The 17982-nt window shown below is 52.7% G+C and carries 15 protein-coding genes; 7 read left to right on the forward strand and 8 right to left on the reverse strand.

All coding sequences use genetic code 11. From position 1 onward, the window contains the following. Positions 1-94 precede the first annotated feature (94 nt). The 4 genes from NF683_RS16670 to NF683_RS16685 all read left to right on the forward strand — a co-directional run bounded on the left by NF683_RS16670 (position 95) and on the right by NF683_RS16685 (position 5479). Complete coding sequence (locus NF683_RS16670; protein ID WP_089038306.1) at positions 95-1297, forward strand: thiamine pyrophosphate-dependent dehydrogenase E1 component subunit alpha; 1203 nt, start codon at positions 95-97, stop codon at positions 1295-1297. A 1-nt stretch (position 1298) separates the two neighbouring features. Beyond that, positions 1299-2276 (forward strand): alpha-ketoacid dehydrogenase subunit beta, encoded by a 978-nt coding sequence (locus tag NF683_RS16675; protein WP_120386991.1) that lies wholly within the window; start codon positions 1299-1301, stop codon positions 2274-2276. A 17-nt stretch (positions 2277-2293) separates the two neighbouring features. Next, positions 2294-3550 carry a 2-oxo acid dehydrogenase subunit E2 gene (locus NF683_RS16680; protein ID WP_253920469.1) on the forward strand — a complete coding sequence of 419 codons (1257 nt, stop codon included), beginning with the start codon at positions 2294-2296 and terminating at the stop codon, positions 3548-3550. A gap of 63 nt (positions 3551-3613) precedes the next feature. Next, entirely contained in the window at positions 3614-5479 is a 1866-nt protein-coding gene (locus NF683_RS16685; RefSeq protein WP_253920470.1) for a serine/threonine protein kinase, read from the forward strand. On the opposite strand, the gene NF683_RS16690 is transcribed toward NF683_RS16685, so the two are convergent. The 5 genes from NF683_RS16690 to NF683_RS16710 all read right to left on the reverse strand — a co-directional run bounded on the left by NF683_RS16690 (position 5453) and on the right by NF683_RS16710 (position 10780). After that, positions 5453-6076 carry an ABC-type transport auxiliary lipoprotein family protein gene (locus tag NF683_RS16690; RefSeq protein ID WP_089038302.1) on the reverse strand — a complete coding sequence of 208 codons (624 nt, stop codon included), beginning with the start codon at positions 6074-6076 and terminating at the stop codon, positions 5453-5455. The two genes, NF683_RS16685 and NF683_RS16690, sit on opposite strands and share 27 nt — an antisense overlap. Continuing rightward, complete coding sequence (locus tag NF683_RS16695; protein WP_089038301.1) at positions 6073-7014, reverse strand: MlaD family protein; 942 nt, start codon at positions 7012-7014, stop codon at positions 6073-6075. Before NF683_RS16695 ends, NF683_RS16690 begins: the two co-directional genes overlap by 4 nt. A 6-nt stretch (positions 7015-7020) precedes the next feature. Next, positions 7021-7845, reverse strand: a complete 825-nt coding sequence (locus NF683_RS16700; protein ID WP_089040866.1) for an ABC transporter ATP-binding protein — start codon at positions 7843-7845, stop codon at positions 7021-7023. Continuing rightward, positions 7845-8975: an MlaE family ABC transporter permease gene (locus tag NF683_RS16705; RefSeq protein ID WP_253920471.1), complete on the reverse strand. Its 1131-nt coding sequence runs from the start codon at positions 8973-8975 to the stop codon at positions 7845-7847. The genes NF683_RS16700 and NF683_RS16705 overlap by 1 nt, the downstream gene beginning before the upstream one ends. Positions 8976-9079: 104 nt before the next feature. Further along, positions 9080-10780 (reverse strand): SulP family inorganic anion transporter, encoded by a 1701-nt coding sequence (locus tag NF683_RS16710; RefSeq protein WP_089038299.1) that lies wholly within the window; start codon positions 10778-10780, stop codon positions 9080-9082. A gap of 236 nt (positions 10781-11016) precedes the next feature. Between NF683_RS16710 and NF683_RS16715 the strand changes: the two genes are divergently transcribed. Then, positions 11017-12672, forward strand: a complete 1656-nt coding sequence (locus NF683_RS16715) for a methyl-accepting chemotaxis protein (RefSeq protein ID WP_253920472.1) — start codon at positions 11017-11019, stop codon at positions 12670-12672. Here NF683_RS16715 and rarD read toward each other — a convergent pair. Then, positions 12643-13551 (reverse strand): EamA family transporter RarD, encoded by a 909-nt coding sequence (gene rarD, locus NF683_RS16720; RefSeq protein WP_089038297.1) that lies wholly within the window; start codon positions 13549-13551, stop codon positions 12643-12645. The two genes, NF683_RS16715 and rarD, sit on opposite strands and share 30 nt — an antisense overlap. A 72-nt stretch (positions 13552-13623) precedes the next feature. Here rarD and NF683_RS16725 point away from each other — a divergent pair, with 72 nt between their 5' ends. Further along, positions 13624-14439, forward strand: coding sequence for an amidohydrolase (locus tag NF683_RS16725; protein WP_089038296.1), 816 nt, complete (start codon positions 13624-13626; stop codon positions 14437-14439). Further along, entirely contained in the window at positions 14439-15143 is a 705-nt protein-coding gene (locus NF683_RS16730; RefSeq protein WP_089038295.1) for a pseudouridine synthase, read from the forward strand. Before NF683_RS16725 ends, NF683_RS16730 begins: the two co-directional genes overlap by 1 nt. 173 nt (positions 15144-15316) lie before the next feature. On the opposite strand, the gene NF683_RS16735 is transcribed toward NF683_RS16730, so the two are convergent. Together NF683_RS16735 and NF683_RS16740 are read right to left on the reverse strand one after the other, a co-directional pair. Then, positions 15317-16915 (reverse strand): ABC transporter ATP-binding protein, encoded by a 1599-nt coding sequence (locus NF683_RS16735; RefSeq protein ID WP_253920473.1) that lies wholly within the window; start codon positions 16913-16915, stop codon positions 15317-15319. Then, on the reverse strand, positions 16908-17981 hold the full coding sequence (locus tag NF683_RS16740) for an ABC transporter permease (RefSeq protein ID WP_253920474.1): 1074 nt from the start codon (positions 17979-17981) through the stop codon (positions 16908-16910). The genes NF683_RS16735 and NF683_RS16740 overlap by 8 nt, the downstream gene beginning before the upstream one ends. Position 17982: the final 1 nt, after the last annotated feature.

Here is a 17982-nt window from a genome sequence, read left to right on the forward strand (position 1 = left end):
CGACAAGCTTGACCTATGCTAGATAAATCCACTGGCAAAAACGGTCAACACCAACAACACTGCCCTCAAAAGGGGTAATACAAGGATAATAAGCATGACAAACTACGTACATCAGCCGCTCTTTATGACCGGCGACGAATTCTCAATGGCTACCTTCAGCCTGCTCGACCCAGAGGGCGAGCTTTACGAAGGTGCTAAAGAGCCAGACCTACCGCGTGATCATGCCAGACGGCTCTATCAAGCCATGCTGGCCACCCGTATCCTAGATGAGCGCATGATGGCTGCCCAACGCCAGGGGCGGCTCAGTTTCTATATGCAAAGTACGGGTGAAGAAGCCGCCGTTGTTGGCGCCGCTGCTGCGCTAGACGATGCCGATATGATCATGGCGCAATACCGCGAGCAAGGCGCATTAATGTACCGCGGGTTCTCCATTGACGAGTTTATGAATCAGCTATTTGGCAACGAGCTCGACTACGGTAAAGGCCGCCAAATGCCGATTCATTATGGATCACGCAAGCTGCACTACATGACCATCTCTTCTCCGCTTGCAACGCAAATCCCTCAGGCGACAGGCTACGCATACGGTCAGAAATTAGCGGGTGATGGGCATTGTACCTTAACGTTTTTCGGTGAGGGTGCTGCATCAGAAGGTGATTTCCACGCCGCGCTGAATATGGCATCAGTCCATCAAGTACCGGTGATTTTTTTCTGCCGCAACAATGGCTATGCCATTTCGACGCCATCAAGCGAGCAGTTTGCAGCGGATGGCATTGCCCCGAGGGCGTTTGGCTATCATATGCATGTGATACGTGTTGACGGGAACGATGCACTGGCGGTTTATGAAGCGACACGCCAAGCGCGTCAGATTGCCGTTGAACAAAACAAGCCGGTGCTGATTGAAGCCATGTCTTACCGTCTTGCTGCTCACTCCTCTTCGGATGACCCATCCGGCTATCGTGCCAAAAGTGAAGAAGAAGCATGGCGGTTAAAAGACCCCATACTGCGCATGCAGAAATGGCTGCTGAAAAAAGGCTGGTGGAGCGAGGAGGAGGAAACTAGTCAGCAGGAAACGTTGCGCCGCGAAGTGCTGGATACCTTGAAACGGGCAGAAAAGCGTTCACCCCCACCGCTGGAGTCGCTGATTACTGATGTCTATGCCGACATAACCCCTGAGTTACAGCGTCAATTTGATCAGCTTAAGCGCCATATTCGCCGCTATCCAGAGGCCTACCCGCGTGGAGCGCGGTCGCTAGACCTTGAGGTGAATACGTCCACAGATTCCCAGGGGGAGGCATAACATGCCCACAATGAACATGCTCCAGGCGATCAACAATGCGCTTGATATCGCCATGGCTGAAGATGACAAAGTTATCTGTTTTGGTGAAGATGTTGGCGTTTTTGGCGGCGTATTCCGTGCTACCAGCCATTTACAGGAAAAGTATGGTAAATCACGCTGCTTTAACACGCCGTTGGTAGAACAAGGCATCATAGGTTTTGCTAATGGGCTGGCTGCTCAAGGCTCAGTGCCCGTTGCTGAAATACAGTTTGCCGACTACATCTTTCCCGCTTTTGACCAAATCGTTAATGAGTCTGCGAAATTTCGCTACCGTTCGGGGGATTTATTCAATGTGGGGGGATTAACCATCCGCACGCCCTATGGCGGTGGTATCGCGGGGGGGCTCTATCATTCGCAATCACCAGAGGCTTACTTTACGCATACGCCCGGTTTAAAAGTCGTTGTGCCGCGCAATCCCTACCAAGCGAAAGGGCTACTGCTCGCTTCCATTCGCGATCCAGATCCAGTGCTTTTTTTAGAACCCAAGCGTCTCTATCGTGCCTCGGTGGGTGAGGTGCCCCAAGAAGATTATCAGCTTCCTATTGGTGAAGCGGAGGTCATTAAAGAGGGGACTGATATAACGCTGGTGGGCTGGGGCGCGCAAATGGAAGTCATCGGCAAAGCCGTTGAACTTGCTGAAGAGCAGGGCATTGCCTGTGAAGTGATTGATCTGCGCACGTTGTTGCCATGGGATGCGGATACTGTCGTTGAGTCTGTTCTAAAAACAGGACGTTTGATCGTCAGCCATGAAGCGCCGTTAACCGGTGGCTTTGCGGGTGAAATCGCCGCGACGATCCAAGAGCGCTGTTTTCTCTATCTTGAATCGCCGATTACTCGGGTAACGGGGCTAGATACACCTTTCCCGCTAGTGCTGGAAAAAGAGTACTTGCCCGACCATCTGAAAATTTTTGAAGCGATTCGCGAAAGCGTTAACTTTTAGCGCCAGGGAGAAAAATAATGAGCGATTTCATGCTGCCGGATATCGGCGAAGGCATTGTTGAATGTGAAGTGGTGGAGTGGCGCGTTGCGGAGGGTGATCGGATTGAGGAAGATCAGCCGATTGTCGAGGTGATGACCGATAAAGCGCTCGTGGAAATTACCGCTCCCGAAGCAGGCGTGGTCACCAAACTTTATGTTGCCCAAGGAAAAATTGCCAAAGTACACGCACCGCTTTATGCCTACCAAGCAGAAAGTGACGCGCAAGAAGCCGGCGCGACGGAACAGGCTAACGAGCCTCAATCACCTGTCGCTGACGCTGACAGTGGCTCAGCCAAGGCAGTTGAGCAAGCCGCTGTGGCATCCAGTACCTGCAGCCTTAGTACGAGCAGCGGCAAAATACCTGCTAGCCCAGCCGTGCGACGTCTCGTTCGTGAACATCAACTTGAGTTAACTGCCATTGCTGGCAGTGGTAAAGATGGCCGGGTATTAAAAGAAGACGTGCTGGCGCACCTGAATCAACCTTCTGCTGCCCCTAGCCAAGCACCATCGCAAGTCACCCAAGGAACACAGTTGCCTCGCGTCGAACCGCTTCGCGGTGTGCGCGCGGTGATGGCGAAAAGAATGGTTGAGGCCGCCAGCTCCATCCCGCATTTTCACTATGGCGAAGAGATCGATGTGACTGATCTGCTGGCGCTGCGCGAGCGTCTAAAGCCTCGGGTGGAGGCGCTTGGTGAGCGGTTAACACTTATGCCCTTTTTCATGAAAGCTATGGCACTGGCGGTTACTGAGGCGCCGATCATCAATGCCCAACTAAACGCGGAAGCCAACGAACTGCACTACTACGAACAGTGCAATATCGGCATGGCGGTGGATAGCAAAGCCGGTCTGCTGGTGCCCAATGTGAAAGGTGTTGAGCGTTTAACGCTGCTAGACATTGCTCGCGAAGTGGGGCGTTTAACCGTTGCGGCCCGCGAAGGGCGTGTCGATCAGGCTGATCTCAAAGGTGGCACCATTAGTATTTCTAACATTGGTGCGTTGGGCGGAACCTATGCAGCGCCGATTATCAATGCGCCGGAAGCGGCGATAGTAGCGATTGGTAAAACCCAATGGTTACCGCGCTTCGACGAGCAAGGAGAAGTTCAGCGGCGAGCCATTATGACCATCACCTGGGCAGGTGATCATCGCTTTATTGATGGCGGTACTATCGCCAGGTTCTGCAATGCCTGGAAAGGCTACTTGGAAGCGCCTGAAACCATGCTGCTGCACTTGGGCTAAGGTTGCTAGGCATTGCATGGCAAGAGGTTAAATAGCCCGAAGTTGGTTGGCAAGGAATGAGAAATGTCTCAGGCACCGCTCCAGCAGTTTTATATACCGGAAGAGCAGTCGGTATATCTACTTAGCCACCATGATGCCCGTAAGCTGAAAGACTGGGTAGCACTGTGTCAGGCACAGCTCGCCCAGTTGGGCTACACGGGGATCGAGTTGGTGGGTAAAGGTGCCTATGGCTTTGTATTTTCGGGCAGCGCGCAACACCAAGATGTGCCTGCCCACTATGTGTTTAAATTCTCACGTATTACGCTACCGACCCATTTACAAGAACGCCTTGAAGAAGAGGCGTTTATGCTTGATCAGGTTTCCCATCCCCGCATACCAAAGCTGGTGGCTTACCAACGCTCCCGAGGCCAGTCCATTCTGGTGATGGAGCGTGCGCCTGGTTGGAACCTGGAACAGGTGTCACTGAAAGAAGGCCGTCTCTCTCCACGGTTAGTGGTCCATATTGCCAGCCAGTTGGCCGATATTCTTTCTGCACTGCGCCGCGAAACGGGGCCTAATGCACGTCCCGTTGTGCATGGCGACATCAAACCGTCAAATTTGGTATTTGATCCAGATACCGAGTCCATTGCGTTGATTGACTGGGGATCGTCCGTATTTGCCCAGTTAGACGAAAAGCTCCAATTTGTCGGGGCAAACGTGATGGAATTGATGTCCGACAATCTGCAGCAAACCAACGCCCGGCTGGGCGATGTCTACTTTATTGGTGAAGAGCAGCTAAATGGAGCGCTATCATCGCCTCGTTTCGATGAGCAAGGGGCCGCAGGCACGCTATATGCATTAGCTTCTGCGCAATCTTGCCGCTTTGGTCATCGTGCCATTCCCGCTAGCTCGCTGGGGCTACCCTTGGAGTTTGCCCGCACCTTAGACGGTATGCTGGATCCCGACCCACACATACGCCATAAAGCAGGGGATCACTATTTACAGGCGATGTCCCGCATGGCCAAAGTGGTGATGTTAGATTTGCCCACGCCAACACAAACACCGCTAGTGCCTGTCTGGGGCCGTGCGGCGCACCAAGAGATTGATACGGTCGTTTACAGCTCCCGGAAGGCGTTTCTGCGCGAAGCGAACGCGGAAGAGACACTTAATGATGTTAATGATGTGCAGTTAGACCGCTATTACAAGCAATTTATGCAGGGCATGGGGGAAACCGAAAAGGCGTTTTTGGCCTCGGTGAGTCGCTTAGGAAAATACCCGGTTGTCGGTGGTTTAGCAGTACGCTGGGAGCGAGAGGGCGTCTATATAGACTCCTCACTTAACCTGCATGATCCCGCATTAAAGCCAGCGTTTATTCAAGCCGTCAACAATATGGTGCACTTGGCGCGAGCCATCCATCGCCAAGGGGTGTTTAAAAGCTGCTTGTTTAATGCTCGCCAAACGCTGCATTTAGAGCGCGCGAGTGCGGAAGAGCCTTTTCATTGTGATCCTGACACCACGATTGACTACGAGCTGAGCGCGGTTCCAGAAATGGAAGACCTCACTCGCCAGCATAGCTACTTTGAAGACGGCCCTGATCCAGAAGAGCTACTGGTCCTGCCTGACACCATTATGCACATACTGCAACGGCTGAATGAGATTCATCACACCGGCATGATTATCTTTGAGTCACTACCAAAGCATCTTAAAATCCATAGCTATTATCGGCTACTGGACCCTAGCCGGGAGGCCGAGTTTCGGGCTTTGCTGGCGCAGATGTTGGCGTCTGTAAGCCAGATCGAGGGGTTAGGCGTGTCCGGCTTTATGAAAATGCCTTATAAAGACACGCGATTTTTTACCCATTTAGAGTGCCAGCCTGAACATTTTTATCCTAAAGACCCGCGTGATTTTTTAAGAAAGACGCCGTCAATCGGCGGTCCTCAGACTGCTTGATTGCACCGCGATCCATGTTGAAAGCTGCTCAGCTAGCGCATCGCTGGCCGCGCCAAACGCATTGATGACGTCCGGAATCTCTGGACTATCTGCGCGGGTGCGGATAACAAAACTAGTCGTAGCTAGTGGTTTTCGGTGTTGTGTATTCACAAGCTGGACATCTAATTGAAGGTGAATACTGGGTGGGGAAGTGTCGTACTCACTTTGGAAATGGCGCAGTTCGCTCAGTAGCAGTATATCGTGAGGCAATCGGTCGCTACTTACGCCAGTGAATAGTTGGCGCTGCTGCAGGTCAGAAATTAAGCGCGCTTGAAGCATTTCTGGGGCGTCTTCATGCCAGCGTACCCCCTCATACACATTGACTACATTGCCTTCTGGGTAGACCACAATACGGTTGCTGTTAAGCAAGTGGCCTGCCCCCGGGGTAGCAATGCCCAGTCTTACGGGGAGGGTGGCGGCAGCCGTGTGTTCAGACTGCGTGGCAGACGATGGCAGCCGATAGAGCGTTGCGGGATTACTTTCGGGCAGTATTGAACAACCGGCGCTTAATACAAGCGCCGCTAATGGGACGATGCTAAACGTAAAGCGCAAGCTCATGGACGAAACTCCTCTACCTGATCTCGGCCCAGGAAGAAGTCTGTGGGACTCTCTTCAAGCTGGCGAGTAATACGCTCAAGATTAGTTAGTGTAGAACGTAGGGCTGAAAGTGCGGGAGCAATGTCTTGTGCCCCCTGCAGCGTACTGTCGACAGCACCGGCATTGTCGTTAACGAGCTGTTCAATTCGTTGCGCGGCGCTGGCCACATCACGACTGGCGCTTTCAGCACTTTGCATCATTTGCTGGCCATCTTGACGCAATAGCTGTGTCGCCTCTTGGCTGAGGGTATCGATGCTTTCAAGGGTCGTTGTGGCTTGGCGTGACACTTCGCCGAACAGTGCCATATTTTGATCCAGCGCTGTTTGTTGTGAGGCGATCATCTCTGTGATCTGCGCAATACTTGTCAAAATAGTGCCGGCTTGTTCACGATTGCCGTCATTAAATAGTTCATTAACGTTTATCAGAATAGAATTAATGTTTTGAATCATTGTTTCGCCTTCATCAAATAGCGTGGCGATCGGTGAAGGGTCTGCGTTGATAAACGGTGCCATACTGTCTGTTTGGTTTACTAGGCGGGGGCTTTCTGGAGTGCCTCCATACAGCTGAACCGACATGCTGCCGGTAATGCTGGCAAAGGCTAACTTTGCTCGGGTATCTGTTTTGACGGGGGTGTCTTCATAGACTCGCACACTGGCAATAACTTGGCGTGGGTCGTCAGGGTTTAGTGTCAGCTCGGTAACATCGCCAACTTCAATGCCGTTGTACTGCACCTTACTGCCAATTGATAAACCACTAACACTGCGCTCAAACAGAATTCGGTAAGGCTGGTAGCTACGCTCTCCGGCGGCATAGCTCATCCATAGCGCAAACAGAAGCGCTGCCGCGGCGGTTCCCAGTGTGAACAAACCTATCAAAACGTGATGCGCGCGGGTTTCCATGTGCAGTCACTCCTGGACGTTTGCGTTATTTGAAAAGGCGGTATGAGCACGCTGAGCGGCTCGACCACGCGGGCCGTGAAAGTAGTCTTGAATCCATTCATCGTCGGTATCCGCCACTTTATCGATGGCATCCACCACCAGCACACGTTTCTGTGAGAGTACCGCGACCCGATCGCAGGCAGCGTAGAGCGTATCCAGGTCATGGGTAACCAGAAATACGCTGAATCCCAGCGCATCGCGAAGGGTGACCAGCAACTGATCGAAGGCCGCCGCGCCAATAGGGTCAAGCCCAGCTGTGGGCTCATCAAGAAACAGGATGTCAGGATCAAGCGCTAAGGCACGGGCAAGGGCAGCGCGCTTGACCATGCCGCCAGACAGCGACTCAGGAAACTGCAGCGCGGCCTGTGGCGGAAGCCCGACCAACGATAGCTTGACCCTGGCAAGATGCTCGGCGTCTTCACGGGGTAGCCTGGCATGCTCAATGAGCGGTAGGGCAATATTCTCCTGCAGGTTCAACGAGCTGAACAGTGCACCGCGCTGAAACAGCACGCCAAAGCGTCGCTCTATTTGACTGCGCTGTGCCTCGTTAAGCTCGTTAAGCGTTGTGCCGAGGACTTCAACCGTGCCGTCATTGGGTCGTTTCAAACCGACGATGCTGCGTAACAGCACTGATTTGCCGGTACCAGAACCGCCTACAACGCCGAGGATTTCCCCGCGTTCAAGGGTCAGATCTAAATTTTCGTGAACCACATGAGTGCCAAAGCGGTTCACCAAGCCTCGAACCTTAATAACCGGTAAGTCATTTTGCTCTGTCGGTTTATCTGAATTGATCACCAGCCCATCTCCATAAAGAATAGCGCGGCGACGGCATCAATTAGAATCACCATAAAAATCGATTGAACGACACTTGAAGTGGTGTGTTCTCCCACCGACTGCGCGCTACCGCTGACCTTAAAGCCTTCCAGGCAGCCGATTACGGCGATCACGAAGGCAAACACCGGGGCTTTGCTTAGTCCTACCAAAAAGTGTGTCACCGATACGTCTTTTTGCAGCGTGGCCATAAACTGGGTAAGTGAAATATCCAGTGACAGAGAGGTGACCATGGCGCCGCCCGCTAAGCCGCTGAGCATACCTACAAAGGCGAGCATGGGCAGGCTAATTAACATTGCCATTACCCGTGGGAGCACCAAAAGCTCGATAGGATCAAGCCCCTGGGCCTGCAGGGCATCTATCTCTTCATTGGATTTCATGGCGCCAATTTGGGCGGTAAAGGCACTGGCGGTTCGTCCCGCGAGTAGGATCGCAGCAAGCAAAACGCCGAACTCGCGCAAGAATGAGAACGCCACAAGATCGATGGTATAAATTGTGGCGCCAAAATCCTGCAAAACGGTAGCGCCAAGGAAAGCCACGACGGCGCCCACCATAAAGGTGAGTAGCGCGACGATGGGGACGGCATTAAGGCCGCTCTGCTGGATATGGGCCACGGTGGCCGTTAAGCGCCAGTGGCGTGGCCGCAATATCAGCTGGAAGAGGGTGGCCACGACGAGACCAATAAAGGCCAACAACTGGCGCTGCTGAGACCATAGCCCCACCATGTGCTGACCCACGCTGGCAAGCGCTTGGCTAATGCGTGAATAGGAAGGAGGATCAACGTCCAGTGGTGCTTCCATGGCTTCGGCAATACGCACCAGCAACGCCTGCTGCTCTTTCGGCAGTTCTGCTGCCCAATCCGCTACCGCCTGCGCTTTCTCAACGCCAATCAGCTCCACAATGAGTATGGCACCGGCGGTATCAAGGCGAGTTATTGCGTCAAGTGAAACCGTCGCATCTGTTGGCTTGCCAAGCTCAGTGTGAGTTTCACTGTGCTGAAGCGCCGCTTTGATAAGGCGATAATTGGCAAGCGTCCACTCGCCTTTAAGGGTGACTGTTTGATCATCACACGCTATCCACTCGCTTGGCATCCCCACTCCTTGGCGCTCTTGGTATCGATGCACTTGTTTAGAAGTCTATGATGCATTCAAACGAGCGTTAGTTAAAGGTGCTTTGTAAGCTTAAGAAAACATGCTTATGAAAATTCACGCCAAGCGGCGTAAGTGCTAAGAAAAACGCGCCCGGTCAGGGCCTCTAAAAAATCACTCTTTTTGAGCTGGTCCATAACGGGACCCTTCACCTCGGACAGGTGAAGTTTTACATCGGAGTCTTTTAAGCGCGCATTGATCGCATCCAGGCTCTCGAGTGCTGATGCATCAATTAAATTAACGGCTGAACAGATAAGAACGACGTGCTCCAGCTCAGGATAGCTGGCAACTAAATTATAAACGGTATCTTCAAGGTAGCGGGCGTTCGCAAAATAGAGACTTTCGTCGATTCGCAGTAACGCCACATTACTGACGGTTTCAACATCGTGGCGTTCGGTATTTCGAAAGTGCTCGGTGTCCGGCACCCGGCCAACCAATGCGCTATGGGGGCGGCTGGTGCGATACAAGAATAACGCGATAGAAAGACTAACACCGCCGATAATGCCTGCTTCGATACCTTCAACTAGGGTTACCAGGATGGTGACGGCCATCGCGGCGAAGTCACTGCGAGAATAGCGCCACGTTTGGCGCAACATGGGGATATCGACCAGGGTTAAAATAGACACGGTAATTGTCGCGGCCAACGTAGCAATCGGCAGGTAGTAGAGCCAGCCAGTAAACGCCATCGTTATCAACGCTATTCCCAGTGCTGCAAAGGCTCCGGCTGCGGGTGTTTGTGCCCCAGCATCATAGTTGATGACCGTGCGCGAAAGGCCACCGGTGACCGGCATGCCGCTGGTAAACCCTGCGGCTAGATTAGCGGCGCCTAAGCCAATCAGTTCCTGGTTAGGGGAGATACGTTGGCGCCGTTTTGCTGCCAACATTTGTCCCATGGAAACAGACTCGACAAACCCCACCAAACTAATCAGTAGCGCAGGGATGAACAGGGCGCGCCATAGTGACGTATCTCCCCAGGGAAAACTTAGCGCAGGTAGCCCACTGGGAATAGCGCCGACAATGGCAACGCCTTGGTCGGCCAACTGCCAATGCCAAGCAGCCAGCGTGGTAATAATCACCGCAAAGACAGGACCCGCCTTGGTGATTAACTCGGCGAGCGCTCTAGGCAAACCAATAGCACTAAGGCTCTGCTTACCAAAACGCCGCATCATAACGAGAAAAAACAGTGTTCCAGCACCGATTACAAGCGTATAGGGGTTAAAGGTGGGGAGATTAGGTAAGAGGGTTATCACACGCTCTACCAGCGTAAAGCCACTGCTGGAGATACCCAATAGGCTTCCCAGTTGACTAACGGCAATCAGAATTCCCGATGCGGTTAAAAAGCCCGAGATAACCGGATGACTTAAAAAATTGCTAAAAAAGCCCATTTTAAGGGCACCCATCGCGACCAATATACCGCCAGAAAGTAATGAAAGTACCAGCGCAGCTTGTAAATAGTCGGGGCTGCCGGGCGTTGCTACAGAGGAGAGTGCAGCGCCCGTCATTAATGCAATGATGGCCACCGGCCCTACGGCCAGGGTACGGCTGGTGCCTAAAAAGGTATACAGAAGTTGCGGCAAAATACTGGCATATAGGCCTACTACCGCGGGCAAACCGGCAAGTAGGGCATAGGCTAATGACTGCGGAATCACCATCACGGTTACGATGAGTCCCGCTAATATATCGGCACCTAGCAGGCGCTTATGGTAGTGGGGCAGCCATGTAAGAATAGGAAAATAGCGCTTGAACATAAGCTCCTGGCGTCAGCTTCGTTTTTTTAAACCCCAACCACTGGTGAGTCCATCAGTTTAACGTGTTGAGTGGGCAGTGATGGCCTTTGCTTTCAAACAAAAGCATGTTCTGACCCGAAAGTGCTACTTCATTCATTAGCATAACCCGTTAAGCTGACTGAAAAGTGGCTAATCGCTCCTGCTTTATTTTTATTGATTGACTGCTCAATAACGTCAAATAAAAAAGAGTACCCCACATGCGACTACTTTGGCTATTAGTGCCCTTGGCAGTGCTAGGTGTTTCTGTTTGGATGATGACTGAATCTGGTGCTTTTCCCTATGTTGCGCTGCTGTTAGCGACGGGAACTGGTGCAGGTTTAATGCTCGTAACGATGATGTTGGTTTACTCAGCTGATCAAGCGCGTTTGACGAAACCCATTCGTGGCTTCAAGCCCATTCGCGACTATGGTTCGCTTCGCGCGATGGCCTACCGGTTGATGAACCGAGCAAGTAGCACGGCTATCGCCTCGGCAGAAGTTTCTCATTACGCTGATCTTATGGCGCAACGCCTCACTAAGCAGGAAGCCATGGCCAGTGACGCGTCATCGAGTATGAACGCTATTAATGCTGCCATCATGCAAGTGAGTGCCAGTGCTACCCATGTCGCCTCGCTTGCCGAGAGCGCTCGTCAGGCAAGTCATCATAATCATGATGAGCTGGCTGATATTATTGGCGATATGAGTGATGTTTCCGAGCGCTCTGATCAGGCGCTGGAAATGCTATCTGCGCTTAATGACAAAATTGAGCGCGTCCGCAACGTGACGTCGATGATTGAGGGAATAGCAGAACAAACGCATCTGTTATCACTCAATGCTTCTATTGAGGCAGCTCGAGCGGGCGAGCATGGACGAGGATTTGCGGTGGTCGCGGGCGAAGTGCGCAACTTGGCACTAAAGACGTCAACGGCGACACAAAGCGTCGATGAGCTTGTTAAAGATATGCACCAGAGTGGCCAACGTGTTGTTGGTACGATGGGAGCGCTGATGAACCGTATCAGAGAGCGTTCTCAAGGGATGCAGCAGGTGGGCGGCAGTCTTGCCACTATCACGCAACAGTTCGATCAAGTTGAGCAGGAAATCACCAGCGTCGCAGAAGCAATGGAAAGCACCAAAGTCCATAGCCAAACAGTTGCTGATAGCTTACGTCAGCTTGAAGACGATGTAGATGAGGGCAATCGCGATATGCGCGATTTAGCCCAGCAAGCTCGGGCGTTAATGGACGCTGCAGAAGGCGTTGATGGCGAGCTGGCGCAGCAGCGTTTACAGGGGCGTCATCAGCATGTGTTTAGCGTTGCTCGCCAAGCGGCTAACCGTATTGGTAAATCGTTTGAGAAAGCGATTGCCTCCGGTGAGTTGTCAGAAACGTCGCTGTTCCAGCCTGATTACAAGGTCATGCCAGGGACACAGCCACCGCTTTACCATACAGGCTTTGATGCATTCACGGACTTACAGTTACCCAGCTTGCAAGAACCTTTGCTTACTGAGTATGGGTTGAGTTACGCCATTGCATGTGACCGCAACGGCTATGTGCCTACCCATAACGCAGCCGTCAGCCGCGAGCCCACCGGTGATTACGATCACGATCTCAAGTATTGCCGCAGCAAACGCATTTTTGATGATCCGACGGGCAGTCGTTGCGGCGCCCATGAGAAACCGTTGTTGCTACAAACCTATAAGCGTGACACTGGTGAAATAATGCACGACCTTTCGGTTCCCATTTACATTAATGGTAAGCACTGGGGAGGCTTTCGCGTGGGTTACCAGCCTGAAAAGACAAATGACACCAGTGCAGTGAGTATTGAAAAACCAGTGGAAGAATTAGCCTCAGGAAGTCACCTGCTGGCGCGGGCGTGATTGCCAAGAGGACCAGGAATATAGCGCTAAGCTCGCCCAGATCATCACAAAGGTCGCTAACTGGATGAGCCCTAGAGGCTCGCCAAAGATGATGATTGCAATCAAAAACTGAATGCTGGGATTGATATACATCAGAAACCCTAGCGTTGCCAGCCGTAAGCGTCGTGCAGCCCCAGCAAAGGCCATCAACGGCAGGGCAGTTAACACACCGCTAATTATTAGCAGAGCGCTCATCGGCACATTATGAATAAAGTGAGACTCCCCCTGCCAACTGAGCCAAGTGAGCGCTATTAGTGCTAGTGGGAATAGCAACAGCGTCTCCACAAACAGGCCTGAAAGCCCATCAAGAGGCACTTGCTTGCGAAATAATCCGTAGCTACCAAAGCTGAGTGCTAGTAACAGGCTGATCCACGGCAGTTCACCCAGCATCACAAACTGGATTGCAATCGCTAAACTTGCCAAACCAAGCGCAACCAGCTGGAGGCGAGCCATTACTTCGCGTAGCACCAGTACGCCCAAGGCAATGTTGACCAGCGGCGTTAGAAAGTAGCCTAAACTGGCTTGTAATACCTGCTTGCTTTCAACAGCATAGATATAGAGGCCCCAATTAAAGGCAATCAGTAACGCGCAAGCGAGTACGCGCCCCAAGCGCTTAGGCTCAACAAGTGCGCTAACCACTGGCGCCCAGCGGCGCAGTATGCTGATTAGCCCGACCAGGAAAAGGCACGACCACAAAATCCGATGTATCAGGATCTCAAATGCGGGAATGCCATCAAACAGAGCGAAAAATAGTGGGAAGCAGCCCCACATAATGTAGGCCGTTAAGCCAAACATAACGCCCTTGACCGCTTCAGGGTCCCTTGATGCGGGTGGAAACATAGCAGCCTCACTAATTAAAAATGCTAATCTAGCACATAATTGACGAACACACTGATGCAAAGGAGACATGGCATGAGTCAACTGAAAACGAGCTTAGTGCAGTGCGATTTGCGCTGGGAAGATCCTCAGGCCAACCATGCGCATCTTGAGCGGCTATTAGGCGAATTAGATAGCCGCGATACCGATTTAATTGTGTTGCCAGAGATGTTTGCGACTGGCTTCACAATGAACTCACGGGAAATGGCCCAGCCCATGAACGCGAGCCAGAGCGTTGCCTGGTTACAGACGCAGGCCAAGGCGAGAGGCTGTGTAATGACCGGCAGCGTGGCCATTGTCGATGAAGGGCAATACTTCAACCGTATGGTATGGGCTACCCCCAGCGGTGACTTGCAGTACTACGATAAACGCCATTTATTTCGTATGGCCGGAGAGCATGAACGCTATGGTATGGGCAATGGCCGGAAGATCGTTGAACTGAAAGGTTTCAGGCTGCTATTGAGCGTATGCTATGACCTGAGGTTTCCCGTTTGGATGCGCCAGCAGCCAGCAGAGGGCGAACATTTCGAGTATGATGCCGCGCTGTGTGTGGCGAACTGGCCTGCACCCCGGCGTCACCCATGGCGCACGCTTTTACAAGCGCGTGCAGTTGAAAACCTAGTTTACGTAGTGGGTGTCAACCGCGTCGGTGAAGATGCCAAAGGACTCGCCTATAGCGGCGATTCCATGCTGGTCGATTTCAAAGGGGAACCGCTGATCGACCACCCTGCAAACTCTCCGTTTATTGAAACGGGGACGCTAAATAAAACGGACCTAGATGCTTTTCGAGAAAAATTTCCTGCCTGGCAAGATGCCGACCGCTTTTCGCTTCTGCCAGGAGTGGGTCAATAATGCGCCTTGATCGCTTTTTGAGTGAAACAACCCCGTTGACGCGCAGCCTAGCAAAGCGGGCGTTAAAAAATGGCGAGGTGACCCTGAATGGCGAGCCCATCAAGCAGTCGGCGACCCAAATTGACACCCAGAACGACGAAGTAAAGTTCAATGGTGAGACGCTAGCGCTGGTTGGGTTGCGTTACCTGATGATGCATAAGCCGCTGGAAGTAGAGTGCACTGCCCGCCGTGGGCTCTACCCAAGGGTGATTGACCTCATTGATCTACCCAAAGTAGAGCGACTGCAGCCGGTAGGGCGGTTGGATGTAGATACCACCGGCTTGTTATTGCTCACTGATGATGGCCAATGGTCCCATCGTGTCACCTCGCCGCGCCATCGCTGTGCCAAGGTATACATTGCAGAGTTGGCGGAGCCTATGGAAGGTAGCGCCGCTGAGTGGGCCATTAACCAAGTAGAGGAAGGACTTCTACTGGATGGTGAAGAAACGCCAACGCAACCTGCCGTGCTGAGGTTTATTACTCCTCAGCAAGCGGAATTGACCATTACTGAAGGGCGCTATCATCAAGTGAAGCGCATGTTTGCAGCCCTAGGCAATCACGTCAATGCGCTTCATCGCCGTTCGATTGGCGATGTGGTGTTGCCAGATGACCTAGCACCTGGTGAATGGCGGGAGCTAACGCCTGAAGAAATTGCCAGCTTCTAAACACACTTAGCGTCACTGCTAGTGGATAAAACGCCCCGGTCAGCACATACCCGTGCCAAAGGCCGGGGCGTTTTTATTATGAACAATGAATTTTTATACCGTTATCTTGCTTCTGCGTTCATGCGTGGCCAGCTTGGAAAGTGCCGAGACAAACGTTCATGTTAACCAGGTAGCTAGTGCAAGTGGGCAGCTTCTATCAATGCTTTGGTATAGGGATGCTGCGGGGCGGCGAGCACTTCAAGGCAATCCCCTTGTTCTACTACGTCGCCATCTTTTAGCACCATAATGCGGTGGGCCATAGCGCGCACCACGGCAAGATCATGGCTGATAAACAGGTAGCTTAGTTGGCGGCGTGCCTGAAGTTCGCGCAGCAGCGTGACCAGCTGTTTTTGAACTGTTCGATCTAACGCTGAGGTTGGTTCGTCCAGTACCAGTAGCTCAGGCTCTAGGATAATTGCCCGTGCCACCGCTATGCGCTGGCGCTGTCCCCCCGAAAACTCATGAGGGTAACGGGCAGCACAGCTTTCCGGCAGACCCACTTCTCGCAGCGTACGATGCACGCGTTCGGTGACTTCTGCATTGGTCAAGTTAGGGTAATGAAACTGCAGGCCTTCACTGACAATATCAAATACCGGCATGCGCGGAGAAAGCGCTCCGTAAGGATCTTGAAAAACCATTTGTAGCCGGTGGCGCTGGCGTCGAAGCGTGTCGCCAGAGAGCTGACTCAACGTGGCATTGCCCAGTATCACCTCACCTTGGCTAGCGACTAATCGCATAACCGCTGACGCCAGCGTCGTTTTTCCAGAGCCTGATTCGCCGACAATGCCCAGCGTTTCGCCAGGAGCGATGGTTAGGTCGGTGGCTTTCAGGGCTTCAAAAGCGGGTGGCTGGCGCTGAAAAAGTCCTGTTCTCGGGCGCTTGAAACTCACGCTAAGCTGGCGTGTGGTCAAAAGCGGCGTGGCATCGGCAGGCTCTGCAGGCCGGCCTTCCGGTTCGGCGGCAATGAGGGCTTTGGTGTAGTCGCTTTGGGGATTATTAAATACATCGGCAACGCTACCGGTTTCCTGGATTTTCCCTTGATACATGACACATATCCGGTCTGCGTGGCGGCGTACCAAATTTAAGTCGTGACTGATAAACAGCACACCCATACCGTGATGATCGCGGAGTTCTTTCAGCAGGGCTAAAATCTCTTGCTGAACGGTCACATCGAGCGCCGTCGTTGGCTCATCCGCAATCAGCAGTGCCGGATTATTGGCAATGGCCATGGCGATCATTACCCGCTGGCGCTGACCGCCAGAAAGTTGATGTGGCCAAGCGTCAAGCAGTTCGTCAGGACGCGGTAGTTTGACTTGTTCTAACAGTGCCTTGGCCCGTATACGTGCAGCCTGCCCGCTAAGGCCCTGGTGTAAACGAAGGGTTTCGCCTATTTGCTTGCCAATGCGGTGAAGCGGGTTGAGCGACGTCATCGGCTCTTGGAAAATAAATCCCACCTGATTACCGCGTATACCATTCCAATCACGTTTGCCTAGTTGATTAAGATCGGTCTCTTCTAACCAGCGCTGACCACTTATCTTAGCGTTGTCAGGCAGTAAATTAATCGCGCCCAGGGCAGAGACCGACTTGCCCGAGCCAGATTCCCCCACGATAGCGAGCGTTTCGCCCGCATTGACAGTGAGAGAGAGGGAATCGACAACGACATTGCCATCGAAGGAAACACAAAACTCGCTTAAGCGCAGTAGTGGTTGGGCATTGTTTGCGTGACTAGGCATGCTTGGTTTCCTGGGCGGGTGACTGTTGCTGCTTCACATGTCGTGGGTCGAAGGCATCGCGAAGCCCTTCACCAATAAACACCAGTAGTGAGAGCATAATGGCAAGCGTCATAAACGCGGTGATGCCAAGCCATGGAGCATGTAGGTTGTTTTTGCCCTGTGCCGCTAGTTCGCCAAGTGAAGGTGCGCCGGGTGGCAGGCCAAAGCCTAAAAAGTCCAGCGCGGTGAGCGTGCCAATGGCACCAGTGAACAGGAAGGGGATAAACGTCAGCGTGGCTACCATCGCGTTAGGTAGCACGTGGCGCCACATAATCAGCCGAGAAGGGAGTCCCATGGCCTTGGCTGCACGCACGTACTCGAGATTGCGTGCACGCAAAAACTCGGCGCGTACGATATCAACCAGTCCCAGCCACGAAAACAACAGCATGATGCCCAGTAACCACCAGAAACCGGGCTGCACAAAACTGGCCAATATAATCAGCAGAAATAGCACCGGTAACCCAGACCAGATTTCTGTGATGCGCTGTCCGATGAGGTCTACTTTGCCGCCAAAATAACCCTGCACACCGCCCGCCACCACGCCCAGGACCAAGGAGCCTGCGGTGAGCGCCAGAGCAAAGGCAACCGATAGTCGAAACCCGTAAATGACTCGCGCTAATACATCACGCCCTTGATCATCGGTGCCCAGCCAGTGGCGCCTATCTGGCGGTGCAGGCGAAGGTCGTGTCATTAGCATATCGAGGGTTTGGTAGGAGTAGGGAATCATCGGCCATAGCGCCCAACCGTGGTCGCTAATTTGCTGTTGGACAAAGGGGTCTAAGTAGTCGGTACGGGTGGGTAAGAAACCACCGAATTCGGTTTCCGGATAATCGACCAGTAGCGGTATATACCATTGCCCGTCATATTTCATTACGAGAGGCTTGTCGTTGGCGATGAGTTCAGCAAATAGGCTGACAATAAACAGAACGCCAAATAGCCACAGCGATACTCGGGCGCGGCGATTGGCTTTAAATGCTGCTAGGCGACGCAGCGTAATCGGCGAAAGACGCGAGCTGATAAATGTCATG

This window comes from Halomonas sp. MS1 (assembly GCF_024182575.1).
Taxonomy (GTDB): domain Bacteria; phylum Pseudomonadota; class Gammaproteobacteria; order Pseudomonadales; family Halomonadaceae; genus Vreelandella.

Coding starts and splice junctions, on each gene's coding strand:
- NF683_RS16735 (WP_253920473.1), bottom strand. CDS start 16,915: ATGCCTAGTCACGCAAACAATGCCCAACCACTACTGCGCTTAAGCGAG.
- NF683_RS16690 (WP_089038302.1), bottom strand. CDS start 6,076: ATGAGCTTGCGCTTTACGTTTAGCATCGTCCCATTAGCGGCGCTTGTA.
- NF683_RS16715 (WP_253920472.1), top strand. CDS start 11,017: ATGCGACTACTTTGGCTATTAGTGCCCTTGGCAGTGCTAGGTGTTTCT.
- NF683_RS16725 (WP_089038296.1), top strand. CDS start 13,624: ATGAGTCAACTGAAAACGAGCTTAGTGCAGTGCGATTTGCGCTGGGAA.
- NF683_RS16705 (WP_253920471.1), bottom strand. CDS start 8,975: ATGCCAAGCGAGTGGATAGCGTGTGATGATCAAACAGTCACCCTTAAA.
- NF683_RS16710 (WP_089038299.1), bottom strand. CDS start 10,780: ATGTTCAAGCGCTATTTTCCTATTCTTACATGGCTGCCCCACTACCAT.
- NF683_RS16670 (WP_089038306.1), top strand. CDS start 95: ATGACAAACTACGTACATCAGCCGCTCTTTATGACCGGCGACGAATTC.
- NF683_RS16675 (WP_120386991.1), top strand. CDS start 1,299: ATGCCCACAATGAACATGCTCCAGGCGATCAACAATGCGCTTGATATC.
- NF683_RS16685 (WP_253920470.1), top strand. CDS start 3,614: ATGTCTCAGGCACCGCTCCAGCAGTTTTATATACCGGAAGAGCAGTCG.
- rarD (WP_089038297.1), bottom strand. CDS start 13,551: ATGTTTCCACCCGCATCAAGGGACCCTGAAGCGGTCAAGGGCGTTATG.
- NF683_RS16695 (WP_089038301.1), bottom strand. CDS start 7,014: ATGGAAACCCGCGCGCATCACGTTTTGATAGGTTTGTTCACACTGGGA.
- NF683_RS16730 (WP_089038295.1), top strand. CDS start 14,439: ATGCGCCTTGATCGCTTTTTGAGTGAAACAACCCCGTTGACGCGCAGC.
- NF683_RS16740 (WP_253920474.1), bottom strand. CDS start 17,981: ATGACATTTATCAGCTCGCGTCTTTCGCCGATTACGCTGCGTCGCCTA.
- NF683_RS16680 (WP_253920469.1), top strand. CDS start 2,294: ATGAGCGATTTCATGCTGCCGGATATCGGCGAAGGCATTGTTGAATGT.